The organism is Sphingomonas sp. BL-S-30 (genome assembly GCF_055521475.1).
The window spans coordinates 2,389,807-2,403,783 of record NZ_CM145481.1; the positions used below are offsets into that span (position 1 = coordinate 2,389,807).

Annotated in this window: 16 protein-coding genes; 4 read left to right on the top strand and 12 right to left on the bottom strand. The window is 65.7% G+C overall.

What is annotated here, in order from left to right; translation table 11 throughout:
• Window positions 1–3: 3 nt before the first annotated feature.
• A complete protein-coding gene (locus ACZ1I5_RS11065) occupies window positions 4–600 on the top strand; it encodes a GNAT family N-acetyltransferase (RefSeq protein ID WP_465173736.1) in 597 nt (198 codons plus the stop codon).
• Here the strand turns inward: ACZ1I5_RS11065 and ACZ1I5_RS11070 are convergent.
• Both ACZ1I5_RS11070 and ACZ1I5_RS11075 read right to left on the bottom strand, forming a co-directional pair.
• Window positions 567–1,313 (bottom strand): hypothetical protein, encoded by a 747-nt coding sequence (locus tag ACZ1I5_RS11070; protein WP_465173737.1) that lies wholly within the window; start codon window positions 1,311–1,313, stop codon window positions 567–569. The two genes, ACZ1I5_RS11065 and ACZ1I5_RS11070, sit on opposite strands and share 34 nt — an antisense overlap.
• Window positions 1,310–2,125: a hypothetical protein gene (locus ACZ1I5_RS11075; RefSeq protein WP_465173738.1), complete on the bottom strand. Its 816-nt coding sequence runs from the start codon at window positions 2,123–2,125 to the stop codon at window positions 1,310–1,312. Before ACZ1I5_RS11075 ends, ACZ1I5_RS11070 begins: the two co-directional genes overlap by 4 nt.
• Before the next feature lie 117 nt (window positions 2,126–2,242).
• Between ACZ1I5_RS11075 and lipB the strand changes: the two genes are divergently transcribed.
• The 3 genes from lipB to ACZ1I5_RS11090 all read left to right on the top strand — a co-directional run bounded on the left by lipB (window position 2,243) and on the right by ACZ1I5_RS11090 (window position 4,109).
• Window positions 2,243–2,923: a lipoyl(octanoyl) transferase LipB gene (gene lipB / locus ACZ1I5_RS11080; RefSeq protein WP_465173739.1), complete on the top strand. Its 681-nt coding sequence runs from the start codon at window positions 2,243–2,245 to the stop codon at window positions 2,921–2,923.
• Window positions 2,924–3,012: 89 nt separating this feature from the next.
• Window positions 3,013–3,264 (top strand): hypothetical protein, encoded by a 252-nt coding sequence (locus tag ACZ1I5_RS11085; RefSeq protein WP_465173740.1) that lies wholly within the window; start codon window positions 3,013–3,015, stop codon window positions 3,262–3,264.
• Between the two features lie 161 nt (window positions 3,265–3,425).
• Complete coding sequence (locus tag ACZ1I5_RS11090; protein ID WP_465173741.1) at window positions 3,426–4,109, top strand: hypothetical protein; 684 nt, start codon at window positions 3,426–3,428, stop codon at window positions 4,107–4,109.
• 9 nt (window positions 4,110–4,118) lie between these two features.
• Here the strand turns inward: ACZ1I5_RS11090 and queE are convergent, their stop codons facing one another.
• The 10 genes from queE to ACZ1I5_RS11140 form a co-directional block, all read right to left on the bottom strand.
• Window positions 4,119–4,751 (bottom strand): 7-carboxy-7-deazaguanine synthase, encoded by a 633-nt coding sequence (queE, locus tag ACZ1I5_RS11095; protein ID WP_465173742.1) that lies wholly within the window; start codon window positions 4,749–4,751, stop codon window positions 4,119–4,121.
• 10 nt (window positions 4,752–4,761) lie between these two features.
• On the bottom strand, window positions 4,762–5,451 hold the full coding sequence (gene queC / locus ACZ1I5_RS11100; protein WP_465173743.1) for a 7-cyano-7-deazaguanine synthase QueC: 690 nt from the start codon (window positions 5,449–5,451) through the stop codon (window positions 4,762–4,764).
• A 172-nt stretch (window positions 5,452–5,623) separates the two neighbouring features.
• Complete coding sequence (locus ACZ1I5_RS11105) at window positions 5,624–6,058, bottom strand: DUF3617 domain-containing protein (protein ID WP_465173744.1); 435 nt, start codon at window positions 6,056–6,058, stop codon at window positions 5,624–5,626.
• 95 nt (window positions 6,059–6,153) lie between these two features.
• Window positions 6,154–7,068, bottom strand: coding sequence for an Hsp33 family molecular chaperone HslO (hslO, locus tag ACZ1I5_RS11110; protein WP_465173745.1), 915 nt, complete (start codon window positions 7,066–7,068; stop codon window positions 6,154–6,156).
• A gap of 126 nt (window positions 7,069–7,194) precedes the next feature.
• Window positions 7,195–8,142: an ornithine carbamoyltransferase gene (gene argF / locus ACZ1I5_RS11115; RefSeq protein ID WP_465173746.1), complete on the bottom strand. Its 948-nt coding sequence runs from the start codon at window positions 8,140–8,142 to the stop codon at window positions 7,195–7,197.
• On the bottom strand, window positions 8,120–9,292 hold the full coding sequence (locus ACZ1I5_RS11120) for an acetylornithine transaminase (RefSeq protein ID WP_465173947.1): 1,173 nt from the start codon (window positions 9,290–9,292) through the stop codon (window positions 8,120–8,122). Before ACZ1I5_RS11120 ends, argF begins: the two co-directional genes overlap by 23 nt.
• A gap of 128 nt (window positions 9,293–9,420) precedes the next feature.
• A complete protein-coding gene (locus ACZ1I5_RS11125; RefSeq protein WP_465173747.1) occupies window positions 9,421–10,824 on the bottom strand; it encodes an NAD(P)H-dependent flavin oxidoreductase in 1,404 nt (467 codons plus the stop codon).
• Window positions 10,825–10,890: 66 nt separating this feature from the next.
• On the bottom strand, window positions 10,891–12,027 hold the full coding sequence (locus ACZ1I5_RS11130; protein ID WP_465173748.1) for a glycosyltransferase: 1,137 nt from the start codon (window positions 12,025–12,027) through the stop codon (window positions 10,891–10,893).
• A 48-nt stretch (window positions 12,028–12,075) separates the two neighbouring features.
• Entirely contained in the window at window positions 12,076–13,191 is a 1,116-nt protein-coding gene (locus tag ACZ1I5_RS11135; protein WP_465173749.1) for a glycoside hydrolase family 130 protein, read from the bottom strand.
• Window positions 13,188–13,946 (bottom strand): SDR family oxidoreductase, encoded by a 759-nt coding sequence (locus ACZ1I5_RS11140; RefSeq protein WP_465173750.1) that lies wholly within the window; start codon window positions 13,944–13,946, stop codon window positions 13,188–13,190. Before ACZ1I5_RS11140 ends, ACZ1I5_RS11135 begins: the two co-directional genes overlap by 4 nt.
• Window positions 13,947–13,977 lie beyond the last annotated feature (31 nt).

The window sequence follows — 13,977 nt, forward strand, 5'->3', positions numbered from 1 at the left end:
GGGGTGGGATTGATACCGGTCCCTTCGCACGAGGTGGCGACGGTCGTCACCACGCTGGAGATGCGCCAGCGGCCGCCGCTGCGGCCGATGCCCGCTTCCCGCCTGCGCCTCGTCGCCTGGCCCGCCCCCTCGCCGGACAAATATCGCGCGCTGTTCAAACGAATCGGCGCGCCCTGGCTTTGGTTTTCGCGGCTGGTGATGGACGATGCCGCCCTCACCGCGATCATCCATGACGCGGGCATCGCGATCTTCGCGGCGGTCGATTCGGCCGGCCTCGAGGTCGGCATGCTCGAGCTCGATTTTCGCACCCCTGCTCAATGCGAGATCTCCTATTTCGGCCTGATTCCGGAACTCGCCGGGCAAGGTCTTGGCCGCTGGCTGATGGCCGAGGCGCTCGCGCGCGGCTGGGCCAGGGGGATCGAGCGGGTCTGGGTACACACCTGCACGCTCGATCATCCCTCGGCGCTCGGTTTCTATCGCGCGTCGGGTTTCACCGCGATCTCGCGGACGGTGGAGACCTTTGCCGATCCCCGCGCGATCGGCGTGCTGCCGGCGGACGCGGCGCCTCAGATTCCCCGGCTGGACGTCAGCCGCCGGTAAAGCGCGATCTGGATCAGGATTCCGGCGAGCGCGCCGACCGTGGCGCCGGCCGCCGCGCCGATATCCAGCAGCACGGCGACCACGGGATTGGCCATCGGGGCCCCGTCAAGCGCCTTGCCGAGCGCCACGAACGGCCAGGAAAGCAGGTTGCCGCCAAGCAACGTCACGCAGGCGAACCCGGCCAGCACCAGGCCGTGACCGCGAGTCAGTATCAGGCTCCGCGACATCGCGCCGCGCGCTCCCTTGGGCTGGTCGGCCACGACCACGGGGAAAGCCAGCATCAGGCGCCCCTGGGCGTAGAAGCCCGGCAGGTACAGCAGCATCAGGCCGAAATAGACCGGCACCGCGACGAGGAACGAGAGCAGCAGGAAGCGCGGGAACAGACGCAGCGCGCGCGCCATGGCACGCCTCGCGTCCGGCCGTTCCGGGTCGAGATAGAGGGTGAAGAGCGTGACGGTCCCGAACAAGGCGATCAGCGACAGCAGGATGACGATCAGGCTGAACTGGGAAGACCAGGATTCGAGGGCGTCGAGCCATGCCTTGAGCGCCGCCTTGTCGAGCGGACTCGGCGGATCCGGCGGCAGGGCGACGAACAGCTTCATCGCCAGTTCGGGCACGAACAGGAAGAACCCCGCCACGCCGATCAGCAGGTCTCGATCGCGCTTCCACAGCCGCCAGGCGTCACTGAAGACGCCGTTCACATCAAGGGTCATAGCGAGTCGACGATCGCCTCGCGCACATCGCGCACTGCCAGGTAGAGCTTTCCCGTAAAGGCGGCTGCGAGGACCAGGAAGACCGTCGTCACCAGGCTGACGAGGATCGTCGTGACGATGGTCGAGAGCGTAAGGACACCGCCATGCTCGTCGAGCAGGCGCAGGATCGAGCCGAACACGAACTTCGTCGCGTTCGCTGCCACCCAGGAGACGATTGAATAGAGAAGCAATACCCCCATGATCTTCAAGCCAAGGCCGCGGGTCAGAGCGAAAGATCGCGAAAACACCCCAATTCCCCGTCGCTCCGCGATCATGATCGGACTGAAAAGCACCAATCGGGCATAGAGCCACAGCAGACACACGACTAAAGCAAGCAGTCCCAGGCCGAGGATCCCGGCGCGGCCTGACGGCATGTCCGCCGGGCCGCCCGACATGGCGCGCTGGAGATCGATTCCGCTGAGCGGCAGGATGACCGCCAACGCAACGGCGAGCAGGGCGATCATGGCCACCGCAAGCAATAGCGACAACATCAGGGTAGGGAGAAGGCGACGCGCCGCTGCCTGTTTCGCGCCCCCTGCGCCGTCCGACGGATTGAGCGATAAAGCGACAAGGGCCAGGTTGCCCCACGACATCGCGACAAAGCACAGCAGCACAACGCCGTAGAGTCCCCATTGACTGGCGTCCGCAGCTGCGATCGGCATGGCAAGTGTTAGCGCGACATAAGGCAGGAAGATCGCGAGGAAGGCAATCGGCAGAATCGTGGAGAGATTGTCCCCCAAGAAGTCGGTCGTGCGATCCCAGACCGTTCCCATGCTTACCATAAACGTCGCGCCCTCCCATGGCGCATCGGCGCCGCGGCCCTGTTAGCGCAGCTTCCCGCGGCACGCCAATCCTTGCGCTAGACGCGCGACTGGCGCAATCGGGCCCTTGTGACTTCCCTTCCCGACGAGATCGAATGGCGCGTCGAGCCGGCGCCAATACCCTATGACGACGCGATCGCCACCATGGAGGCGCGCGCGGCGGCCGTCGCCGCCGGCGCGGCGCGCGAGCTGATCTGGCTGCTCGAGCACCCGCCCATCTATACCGGCGGTACCAGCGCCGACCCCGCCGAGTTGCTCGATCCGCGCTTTCCCGTCGTCCAGACCGGGCGTGGCGGGCGCTACACCTATCATGGGCCTGGACAGCGGATCGGCTACCTCATCCTCGATCTCAACAAGCGCGGTCGCGACGTGCGGCATTTCGTCCACAGCCTCGAAGGATGGCTGATCGCGGCACTGGCGGAGATCGGCATTCATGCCTTCCGCGCGCCCGGCCGCATCGGCATCTGGACCAATATGCCCTTGCCTCTCGGCGGCACGGCGGAGGCGAAGATCGGCGCGATCGGCGTGAGGGTCCGGCGCTGGACGACCTTGCACGGCTTCTCGGTCAACCTTTCGCCCGATCTGTCGCACTTCGCCGGGATCGTGCCGTGCGGGCTGCCCGACTATCCGGTGACGAGCGCCGCGGCGCTCGGCAAGCCTTCGGATTTTGCAACTTTTGACTCAGCGCTCGCGTTTACCTGTCCTGCGTTCCTGCACACTCTTTCTTGTCCCCGGCAAAACGAGGCTTGAGGGGCGGTCGATATCAGACTAATGTCCACCACGGTTTGGGTATTAAGGGTCTCGAGGCCTTCCAAATCCACTATCTAGGGAGCTTTCCAATGCGTGCATTCATTTCCAAGGTCGTTACCGGTTCGATGATCGCCGGCGCGGCGCTGATGGTTTCGGCCTGCGGCCCGAAGACCGAGACGACCACCACCAACGACACCACCATCACCGAGATGGGCAACGAGACCACGATCTCGGACAACATGACCACCGTCGACAGCACGTCGATGGACGGCAACATGCTCGGCAACGACACCGCCGTCGTGACCAACGAGACCTCGACGACGACGACGAACGTCCAGTAATCACCCGTCAGGGTTTGATTATTCAGGGGCCGTCCGGGCGACCGGGCGGCCCTTTCGATTCAACCGCGACCAAAAAGTGCTAGGAAGGAAAAGGCTTGGGTTGGGAATCGAAAAGCCTTAACCACGCCGCATAGTGTCTTCGAGAGGGTGACGAGGCGAATATGAAGCTGTTGCATATCCTTTGTTCGTCCGCCGTGGCGCTTGGCGCTTTCGCCGCCGCGCCTGCTTCGGCGCAGTTTTTCCTGGTCGAAAAGGACATGAGCGGGGCTGCGGTACGTGGCCATGAGACCGGCCTCGGCCAGGAACTGCCAGGTGCGACCGAGGCGGAGCAGCGCGCGGCGCTGGTGTGGAACATGCGCGCCGCGCTCAACGTGGCGGCGCTACAATGCCAGTTCGAACCTACGCTGATGACTCAGGCCAACTACAATGTGATCCTGATGAATCACGGGGATGAGCTGAAGAAATCCTACGACACGCTGACCAAATATTTTGCTCGCACCGGCAAGACCGTGAAGGCTGGGCAGACCGCGCTCGACCAGTTCGGCACCCGCACCTATTCCAGCTTCACCACCGTCGCCGCCCAATATGGGTTTTGCCAGACTGCGGCCCGGATCGCTCGCGACGCGATCTTCGCACCGCGCGGCTCCTTCTACACGATTGCCGAGGGCCGCACCCGCGAGCTTCGCAACAGCCTGATCCCCACCGGCGACCAGCGCTATCCGCGTGGCATGTTGTTCGTGCGGCAGTCGGGCAGCCTGCCTAATTTCGACCAGAAATGCTGGGACAAGAAGGGCCTTTGGGTTGCCAGGAAATGCGGCGCCTTCCAGCTGAGCGCGATCAACTAGGCTGGCGTTCTAGCGCAATCCCAGCGCCTTGTGCGCCTGCAGGGTCAGGCGCCAATGCGGCCGGGCGAGCACGAAATCGATCGCGGCCGCCTGATTCTCTGCCATCCGCGCGTCGTCCATCGGCTGGACCAGGAAATGGCGGAAGTCCCATCCTTCGATCGCCTCGACATCGGTACCGGCCTGCGGCCAGACCAGCTTCAGCTCGTCGCCCGAGCGCTGGACGACCACACTGCCCGCCTTGGGGCTGATGCAGACCCAATCGATGCCGGGATGCGCGGGGATGGTCCCGTTGCTCTCGATCGCGATCGTGAAGTCGGCCGCGTGGAGCGCATCGACCAGCGCATCGTCGACCTGCAGCATCGGCTCGCCACCGGTCAGCACGACGAAGCGCTCGGCTGCGCCATCGCCCCAATGATCCGCGACTGCCATGGCTAGCACGCCGGCATCGGCGAACTTGCCGCCGCCGGCGCCGTCCGTGCCGACAAAATCGGTATCGCAGAAACGGCATACGGCGGTTGCGCGATCCTGCTCGCGTCCCGACCAGAGATTGCAGCCGGCGAAACGCACGAACACCGCGCGACGCCCGGCATTCACCCCCTCGCCCTGAAGGGTTAGGAACATCTCCTTGACCGCATAGCTCATCGCGAGCGCCTCAGCCGACTTCGGCGTAGCGGGTGGGATCGGGAAGACCAGCTTCCTCGAACCCCTTGGCGCGCAGGCGGCAGCTGTCGCACAGCCCGCAATGCACGCCGCCCGGCGCCGGATCATAGCAGGACCAGCTGATCCCGGCATCGAGCCCGAGCCGCGCCGCCTCGCGCACGATGTCCGCCTTGGTCATGTGCTGCAACGGCGCATGGATGCGGAACGGATGCCCCTCCACCCCCGCCTTGGTGGCGAGTTCGGCGAGCTTCTCGAACCCCGCGATGAATTCGGGGCGGCAATCGGGATAGCCCGAATAGTCGAGCGCATTGACGCCGATATACAGGTCGCGCGCGCCCGCCGCCTCGGCCCAGCCCAGCGCTAGGCTGAGGAAGATCGTGTTGCGCGCAGGGACATAGGTGACGGGAATCCCCTCCTCTACGCCAGTCTTCGGCACGGCGATGTCGGCGGTGAGCGCCGAACCACCAAAGGCGGAGAGATCGAGCGGCAGCACGATATGACGCTCGGCCTCGAGCAGCGCCGCGACGCGCCGTGCCGCATCGAGCTCGAGCCGGTGGCGCTGATTATAGTCGACCGACAGCGCGAGCAGCCGATGCCCGTCCTCCCGAGCACGCGCCGCCGCCACCATCGAATCGAGACCGCCCGACACCAGGGCGACCGCCAGGGTCGTTGCACTTGTCATGATGGGCCGAGAGGTAGGGCCTGCATCACGGCTCCGCAATCCCGCGCCGCCCTCTCACAAAAAACGGGCCGCCCTTGAGCGACCCAGTGATGCTCCTCGGAGCCAAAAGGGAGAAACCCGTGCCGATGATGATGACACGCCCCTTGTCTAGCAGGACACGGTAACCAACGCGTTAACGCGTGGCGGGCGGTCTGGGCGCACAGGCGCCGGTGCGGCGGGCCTCGTAATCCAGATCGAACGGCGCGCCGCTGGCGATGCCCTGAGTCTGCAGATGCAGCAGGCGTGGGGTCTCCAGCGTCAGCGCGGTGCGGCCATGGCCGGCCCCGGGGCAGGTATAATGGACCGTCGCGCTATCGGCCGCGTCAGCGATCACGAAGCGCGAGCATTGTGCGCCGACATGGCCGACCTGCAACAATATCGCGGGATCGGACACGCAAAGTGAACGCCCGGGCGCGGTCGACCCGGCTTCGCGGAGCAGCCATTGGCCGGTCTCGATGCGCGTCAGCACGGCGAGCTGAGGCGCACGCGCAGGGGCTGCCGTGCCGAGACCTGCCGCAAGGAGCAGGCCGGCCAATGCACGCCGCGCGATACGCTGAACATCGATCATCTAGAACCTCGCTCGCTACAGGTGCCCCCTGCAGGGCATCACGCCAGCGACCCTCACCCTTGTCTGCCGCAGTTGCGAACGAGATTCAACAACGTTCAGGCAGCGTAATGATCGGTCACCGGCACCGGGAATTTGCGCGCACAAAAAGCGCAGTCGACCACGATCATGCCATTCTCGTCCGCCATCGAGCGCTGTTCCTCGGGAGGAAATTGCGACAGGACCGATGCGATATAGTCGGGCGAGCAACGGCAGCCGCGCACCAGCGGGGCGTCGCTCAGCAGCCGGACCTCATCCTCCTCGTTGAACAACCGCCAGATCAGCGTGTCGAGCGAGATCGACGAATCGGCAAGCTCATCGGCGCCCATGGTCTGGCCGAGCAACGCGACATGCTCCCATTCGGGATGGTCGAGCCGGGTATGAAGGCGCTCGCGCCCGTCCTCGCCCTCCGGCAGATGCTGGAGGAACAGGCCGCCCGCGACGTGCCGGCCATCGGCCCCGCGCGCGATGCCGACCCGGACCAGCGTCGGGATCTGCTCCGACTGCACGAAATAATTCTGCGCCGCTTCGGCCAGCGTCGCACCGTCAAGCGGGACGATCCCCTGATAGCGCTCTTGGGTCGCCGCCTGATCGAAGGTGATTGCGAGATAGCCCTGACCGAACAGGGCGAACAGGGTCGGGTCCTCCGGCCCTTCCGCCAGCCGGTCCTCGTCGAACTGGACATAACCGCGCAACTCGCCGCCGCGATAGTCGCAAACGAGCAAGCTGACGACACCGCCCTCAGTCTGCGCCTGGAGCGTGAGTTGCCCGCCCGCGTCCTTGAGCGTCGATCCGATCAGCGCGGCCAAGGTCAGTGCTTCGGCAAGCAACGCCTCGATTGCCGGCGGATAGGCATGGGCGCCGAGTATCTCGTCGAGCACCGGCCCAAGGCGCACGATCCGGCCGCGCGCGTGGCGCCCGGGGAGGGTGAAACCGAGCGCGCGGTCGAGGTCCTGGGATTCTGTCTGAGTCATTCCATACCATTCGGGCTGAGCTGATCGAAGCCCCGTCCTTTCTTCAGCGAAGAGAGAACGGCCCCTCGACTGGCTCGGGGCGAACGGGATTCTGGTAGGAGGAAGATAGGTGCGCCGGGGCGGCGATCAACCGATCTGGCCGAAGCACCAGCGCAGGATGGACTTCTGGGCATGAAGCCGGTTCTCCGCCTCCTCCCAGATCAGCGACTGCGGGCCATCGATCACCGCCGAGACGACTTCCTCCTCGCGGTGCGCCGGCAGGCAGTGGAGGAACTTCGCCTCGGGCTTCGCCATGCCCATCAGCGCCTCGGTGACCTGATAGGGCATCATCGCCGCGAGCTTCGTCTCGGCATGGAGCTGGCCCATCGATATCCAGGTGTCGGTGACGACGACGTCCGCACCCTCGACTGCCTCGCGCGGATCGGCGACGACACGGGCGCGGCCAGCGGCGCGCTCGATCACGCCCTCATCCGGCTGAAACCCCTGAGGGCACGCCGCGATCACATCGAAATGCAGCAGCGACGCCGCCTCGACCAGGGAGTTGAGGACATTGTTGCCATCACCCAGCCAGGCAACCTTGAGCCCGGGCAGCGCCTTGCCGCTTTCGACGATGGTCAGCAGGTCGGCAACGAGCTGGCACGGATGCGACCAGTCGGTCAGGCCGTTGATGACCGGCACACTGGCATAGGCCACCATCTCCTCGACCTTCCTGTGGTCGTCGGTGCGGATCATGATCGCGTCGCAATAGCCCGAGAGCACGCGTGCGGTATCGGCTACGGTCTCGCCGCGACCGAGCTGCGTGGTGCCGGCATCCATCACGATCGAGCTGCCGCCGAGCTGGCGGATCGACATGTCGAACGATACACGGGTTCGGGTCGAGTTCTTCTCGAACACCATTGCCAGCGTGTGGCCGGCGAGCGGGGCGTCGGCATCCGCCCTCCCCTTCGGCCAGCCGGCACGCGCCGCCTTGCGATCGATCGCGTCGGCCAGCATGGCGGCGATGCCGTCAGCGCCCGCGTCCGACAGGTCGAGGAAGTGACGGAGCGACACGCTAGTCGTCTGACGCGGGCACATAGACCCGCGCGGCCTCGGACAGCTTCTCGATACACTCGGCGATATGACTCTCGTCGATCACCAGCGGCGGCAGGATGCGTACGACATTCTCGCCGGCCGCGACCAGCAGCAGGCCGTGATTGTCGCGGCAATGCGCGACGAAGCGGCGGCTGTCGGACTTGAGCTTGACGCCGAGCATCAGACCCTTGCCGCGCACGCTGTCGAACAGCTGATCGTGGTTGGGGATCATCTGCTCGAGCCCCTGGCGTAGCCGGTCGCCCATCGTCACGACATTGTCGAGGAAGCCGGGCTCCAGGATCACGTCGAGCACCGCCTCGCCCGCCGCCATGGCGAGCGGGTTGCCGCCATAGGTCGAGCCATGCGTGCCGATTACCATGCCCTTGGCCGCTTCCTCGGTCGCTAGGCAGGCGCCGAGCGGGAAGCCGGCGCCAATGCCCTTGGCGACCGCGGCGATATCCGGCGTCACACCGTAATTCTCGTGCGCCAGGAACTTGCCGGTCCGGCCATAGCCGGCCTGCACCTCGTCTAGCACCAGCAACAGGCCATGCTCGTCGCAGGCCTTGCGCAGGCCCTGGAGGAATTCCTCGGTCGCCGCGCGGATACCGCCTTCGCCCTGGATCGGCTCGACCAGGAAGCCGGCAGTGTTGTCGTCGATCAGCGCCAGCGCGCCTTCGAGATCATTGAACTGCGCATAGGCGAAACCCGGCAGCAGCGGCTCGAACCCGTCGCGCATCTTGGGCTGGTTGGTCGCGCTGATCGTGCCGAGCGTGCGGCCGTGAAAGGCCGTGTCGAAGGTGATCAGCGTGTGCCGCTGAGGATTGCCATTGGCGTAATGATAGCGGCGCGCGGTCTTGATCGCGCACTCGACCGCCTCGGCGCCCGAATTGGTGAAGAACACCGTGTCGGCGAAGGTCGCGTCGACCAGCCGTTGCGCGAGATGCTCACCCTGCGGGCTGCCGTACAGGTTCGACACGTGCATCAGCGTCGCGGCCTGATCGGCGATCGCCTTGACCAGCTTGGGATGACCATGGCCGAGCGCGTTGACCGCGATGCCGCTGGCGAAATCGAGATAGCGTTCGCCCTGCTCCCCGATCAGGTAGCAGCCCTCGCCTCGCACCGGCCGCACCCCGCTGCGGGGATAGACGGGCATGAGTGGGGTGATGGGCACCGCAGGTCTCCTCAATAGAAAAGGGCGGCCCAGCCGGGCCGCCCGGAGCGGGTGTTTACGAGGGTGGGGCCACCTGCGTCAATATTGCAGACGAGGCGGCCCGAACACGGTCAGTCGCCGGTCAGGATCCGGTCGACGAGCTGCTTCACCGTCGGCACGAAGCCGTTCGAATAGAAGGGATCCTTCTTGAAATTATAGGCGCCGTGGCCGGCGAACATCAGGTTCTGCTCGATCGGCCCGCCATGGGCGATGTCCTGCAGGGTCTTCTGGATGCAGAAGCTGCGCGGATCGGCGAGGCGGCCGGTCGAGTTGGTCTCGCTGTCGGCCCAGGACGAAAAGGCACATTGGCTGAGGCAGCCCATGCAATCGGCCTGGTCCTTGCGGATCACGCCCTTTTCCTCGGGCGTGACGAAGACCAGGGTGTTGTCGGGGGTCTTCAGTGCGTCGGTGAAGCCTTCGCCGAACCACTGACGCGCGCGCAACAGATCGTTGCGGGTCACCCAGAAGTTCTTGCCCTTTACGCCCACGTCGAGCTGGAAGATGTGATCGCCGGCCTCCTGGGTGGAGAAGGCGATCTGCCGCTCGGAGCGTGCCTCGAGCAGGCGAAGGAAGGGATTGCGCACCGCGCTCGAATAGAAGCCGGTGGGCGAGAAGCGGTGGAGCAGGACTTCACCTTCCTCGATATCCGTCAGCTTGGCCTTCCAGCCTTCCGGGATCGGGCTTTCCTGAGTCAGCAACGGCCGAGTACCGAACTGGAAGGCGATGCTGCCGAGTTCGGGATTGTCGATCCAGTTGTTCCAGTCGCGCAGATACCAGACGCCGCCGGCCATCACGATCGGCACATCGTCCGAAATGCCGCCTTCGCGCATCGTCTCGCGCAGCGCCTTGACGCGGGGATAGGGATCCTCCGGCTTGAGCGGGTCCTCGGCGTTGGACAGGCCGTTATGGCCGCCGGCGAGCCAGGGATCCTCGTAGACCACGGCCGCCAGCCAGTCCGACGCCTTGGAATAGGCCCGCTTCCACAGCGCGCGAAACGCGCGGCCGGAGCTGATGATCGGCAGGTAGTTGACGTTATAGGAGGCCGCGATCTCGGACAGCTTGTAGGGCATGCCCGCGCCGCAGGTGACGCCGGCGACCATGCCGCGGGTCCGTTCCAGCACGCCGTGCAGGATGCGCTGGGCACCGCCCATTTCCCACAGCACGTTGATGTTGATCGCGCCCTTGCCGCCCGAGATGTCGAACGCGCGCTTGACCTGCTGCACAGCGCCCTCGATCGCATAGTCGATCAGTTCCTCGTGCCGCTCTCGGCGATTGAGCGCGCGGTAGACCTGCGGGATGATCTTGCCGTCGGGGTCGTAGCTGTCGGCATTCACGGCGGAAACGGTGCCGATTCCGCCGGCCGCAGCCCAGGCTCCGGCCGACGCGTGGTTGGTCGCGGCAACGCCTTTTCCACCCTCCACCAGCGGCCAGACTTCCTGGCCGTTATAGATGATGGGCTTCAGACCTTTGAACACACGACCTCCAACTTTAACATACGTTCGATATAGCGTCTGGGTTGCGCTTAGCGAGCGAATTACGACTCAGCCCAAGGCCCCTGGCCTGCCCATCGCCTCTTCGTAAAGCGCCCTGTATCGAGCGATCATGACAGTTTCGTCATACTCCGCGACGGCCTTTGCCCGGTTTCGGGCGCCGACAAAAGCCCGCGCGGCGGGCGTGCATCCAGCGAGTGCCTGGAGCGAATCCCGCAACCGGACCTCGCCCCGATCGACGATATACACCTGGTTCTCGGGCGCGACCATCCGGGGGATGTCCCCCACCTTGGGCGCGACGATCGGCAGGCCGGCGGCCATGCCCTCGATCACGGCGATGGGGAATTGCTCGCTCTTCGACGCGAGCGCGAGGATGTCGAACAGGCCGACATAGCGGTGCGGATCGGGCAGGAAGCCGGGCAGATGGAGGCGATCCTCCATGCCCATCGCCTCGGCCGTATCCATGATTCGCTCGCGCTCCGGCCCTTCCCCGACAATGACCAGCCGGACGCGCGCCGAGACACCGCCGGTGGCGCGGACCAGGGCGGGCAGATCCTTTACCGCGCTCAGGTCGGCGATCGTGCCTATCACCACTTCGCCGGGCTTGCGGCGGAAGCCGGGGATCGCCTTCGGATCGGGCTTCGTCGCGTAGAGCGCGGTGGCGATGCCGTTGGGGATGCGGTGGACGCGGCTTTCGGGCTGCTTCCAGCTCTTCTGCGCGATCTTCTCCAAGGTCTGCGACGGCACGACCAGCGCGTGTGCCGCGGGCAACGCGAGGCGGCGGTACATGTTGCGCTCGATCTTCAGCCCGCCCGCCTCATCGGCATCGAAGCCGTCCTCGTGATGGACCAGCGGCGGCATGCCCTTCGAGAAGACGCGCCGCGCCATCACGCCGTCGACCGCGCCCCAGTTGTAGGTCAGCACCAGATCGAAGCGGCGCATGAACCTGGCCAGCGCCTCGTAGCGCGAGACCGAGGGTTTGCCGGTGAGCGGCGGCGGGTTCTGCGCGATCTCATGGGCGATGCCCGGTGCGATGGCGTCGCGCGCGCCGAGCTGGTCGGGCATGCCGGAGACGATGGTGTGGCGCGCATGGCCGCCGAACGCGTTCATCAGCCGGACCGCGCGCGCCGCCGCATCGCTGGGGCCAAAGGTCGAGTGCAGGTGCAGGATGTTGACGGGCTGCGGCATCGGGAGGGTGCGTTAGCGGGAAAACAGGAGTGCGTCATTACCTGCCGCTCAAGCGAACGCGGTCTTCGGGATGTGGGTGATGCGGCACGCCAGGTCGGCCTCGCCGCTCGCCACGATATAGTGATCGCCTGCGTCCGCGATGCCGGTCGTGAACACGACATTGTCGAGGTACATCAGCTCCTTGAGCGGATCGGTCAGCGTGGGCGCCGGCTCGATCAGCGGATCATGGCTGGTACGGATCACCTTCGAGGGGTCGTCCCGGTCGAGCAGCGACCAATAGGTGCGGTAAATGCCGACCACGCCGAGCGGCTCGACGCCGTGCCACAGGCTGAGCCATCCATCATCGGTCAGGATCGGCGGCGTGCCGCCGCCCATGCGCGCGGTCGCCATGGTCGCCGAATGCGGGCGGATGCCGGGCTTGTCGTACGGCTTCCAGTGCAACGCGTCGGGCGAGGTGGCGAGGTTGATCGACGGGCCGGCACGCCATTCGCTGCCGGGCGGATAGGCGAAATAAAGGTCGCCGAGTGGGCGGGTCTGCGCCCAGTGCTTGCCGCCGATCAGGCCTTCGAAGATCAGCATGTCCTTGTTCTGATGGTCGAGCACGATGCCCTCGAGCGTCCATTCCATCGCATCGTCCGAGGAATAGAGCGTGGTCGAATGGCGTTCCGGGCTGACCGAGCAGGTCGTCATCAGATAGCGGTCGCCGACCTTGCTGATCCGCGCATCCTCCACGCCGTAACATTGGTAGGGTGCGCGGGGGGTGATCGCGCGGTCGTAATGCACCGCGACGACGCCGCGGCCGTCGGCCGACAGCTCGACCGGAAGCAGCCAGGACAAGGAGGTCAGCGCCATCACCTTCCAGCCGCCGCCGCGCATCATGAACTTGCGCGGATCGGAGGTGTCGACGAAGTCGAGCGGCCAGGCGTCGAGCTTATAAGCCCCGTCTTCCCAACGGATCGCATGGATATGCCCGTCCGAGATCGGGGTGCGCAGTGCCTCGGCCACGCGTACCATCAGCAACAGATTGCCGTTGGGCAGCCGCGTCATCCCCGGGTTGAAGGCGCCGAGGATATAGGTTTCCGCGCCGAGCTTGCCGGCGAGCGGCGAGCGCGACAGGTCGATGTCAGTAGGGGCGAAGACGAGGCGGTCGAAGGAAAAGGTCATTCATCAGCCTGCATGCGGGGCGTGATCGTCAATTGCTGGACGACCGCGCGGTTGGGTTGAGTGAGGATGTAGTGGACACCGACGGCAATGTCCTCAGCGCGCAGCATCTCGTCCTTGTGGATCATCGCGCGCTGCTTCTCGGGCGGGATATCGGGCAATTGCATGTCGGCGCCGGTCTTGCCGGGCTCGACCAGCGCCACCTTCACGCCGTTCGGCCCCATCTCGCGGCGGAACGCCTCGGCGAAACCCTGGATGCCGTATTTGATGCCGGCATAGACGGTCGAGTGCGGGCCCAGCTTATGGGCGCTCATCGAGCCGATCAGCACGATGTCGCCCTGCCCGTCGAGCTTCTCCACCGCCGCGTGCGCGGTGAGCAGATAGGCGGTGAAATCCGTCGCGATGGCGTAACGCAGGTCCTGTTCGGACATGTCGCTGAGCCCCTCGGCCGATATCGCCGCGTTGACCACGGCGATGTCGAGGCCGCCGAGCCAGGCCACGGCCTTGTCGACAAACGCAGCGACATTGTCCGGATCGGCGAGGTCGGTGGCGATGCCGCTGCCCTCCCCCACTTCGCGGATGCGCGCGAGCGCGTCGTCGAGATGCCGCGGATCGCGGCCGCAGATGAAGACGCGCACGCCTTCGGACGCGAGCAGCACCGCGATGGCGCGGCCGATGCCGGTGGTGCCGCCGGTGATCAGGGCACGCTTGCCGGCAAGGCCGACGACCTCGGTATGGGCATCCGACAGATCGAGCATGAAAGCCTCCCGCTGATGTGGGAGGTAGACG

Excerpts from the sequence above, each read along its gene's own strand:
- queE (WP_465173742.1), bottom strand. The coding sequence starts at position 4,751 with ATGAGCTATGCGGTCAAGGAGATGTTCCTAACCCTTCAGGGCGAGGGG.
- ACZ1I5_RS11070 (WP_465173737.1), bottom strand. The coding sequence starts at position 1,313 with ATGACCCTTGATGTGAACGGCGTCTTCAGTGACGCCTGGCGGCTGTGG.
- argF (WP_465173746.1), bottom strand. The coding sequence starts at position 8,142 with ATGTGCCCGCGTCAGACGACTAGCGTGTCGCTCCGTCACTTCCTCGAC.
- ACZ1I5_RS11075 (WP_465173738.1), bottom strand. The coding sequence starts at position 2,125 with ATGGGAACGGTCTGGGATCGCACGACCGACTTCTTGGGGGACAATCTC.
- queC (WP_465173743.1), bottom strand. The coding sequence starts at position 5,451 with ATGACAAGTGCAACGACCCTGGCGGTCGCCCTGGTGTCGGGCGGTCTC.
- hslO (WP_465173745.1), bottom strand. The coding sequence starts at position 7,068 with ATGACTCAGACAGAATCCCAGGACCTCGACCGCGCGCTCGGTTTCACC.
- ACZ1I5_RS11140 (WP_465173750.1), bottom strand. The coding sequence starts at position 13,946 with ATGCTCGATCTGTCGGATGCCCATACCGAGGTCGTCGGCCTTGCCGGC.
- ACZ1I5_RS11085 (WP_465173740.1), top strand. The coding sequence starts at position 3,013 with ATGCGTGCATTCATTTCCAAGGTCGTTACCGGTTCGATGATCGCCGGC.
- ACZ1I5_RS11090 (WP_465173741.1), top strand. The coding sequence starts at position 3,426 with ATGAAGCTGTTGCATATCCTTTGTTCGTCCGCCGTGGCGCTTGGCGCT.
- ACZ1I5_RS11105 (WP_465173744.1), bottom strand. The coding sequence starts at position 6,058 with ATGATCGATGTTCAGCGTATCGCGCGGCGTGCATTGGCCGGCCTGCTC.
- ACZ1I5_RS11135 (WP_465173749.1), bottom strand. The coding sequence starts at position 13,191 with ATGACCTTTTCCTTCGACCGCCTCGTCTTCGCCCCTACTGACATCGAC.
- ACZ1I5_RS11120 (WP_465173947.1), bottom strand. The coding sequence starts at position 9,292 with ATGCCCGTCTATCCCCGCAGCGGGGTGCGGCCGGTGCGAGGCGAGGGC.
- ACZ1I5_RS11130 (WP_465173748.1), bottom strand. The coding sequence starts at position 12,027 with ATGCCGCAGCCCGTCAACATCCTGCACCTGCACTCGACCTTTGGCCCC.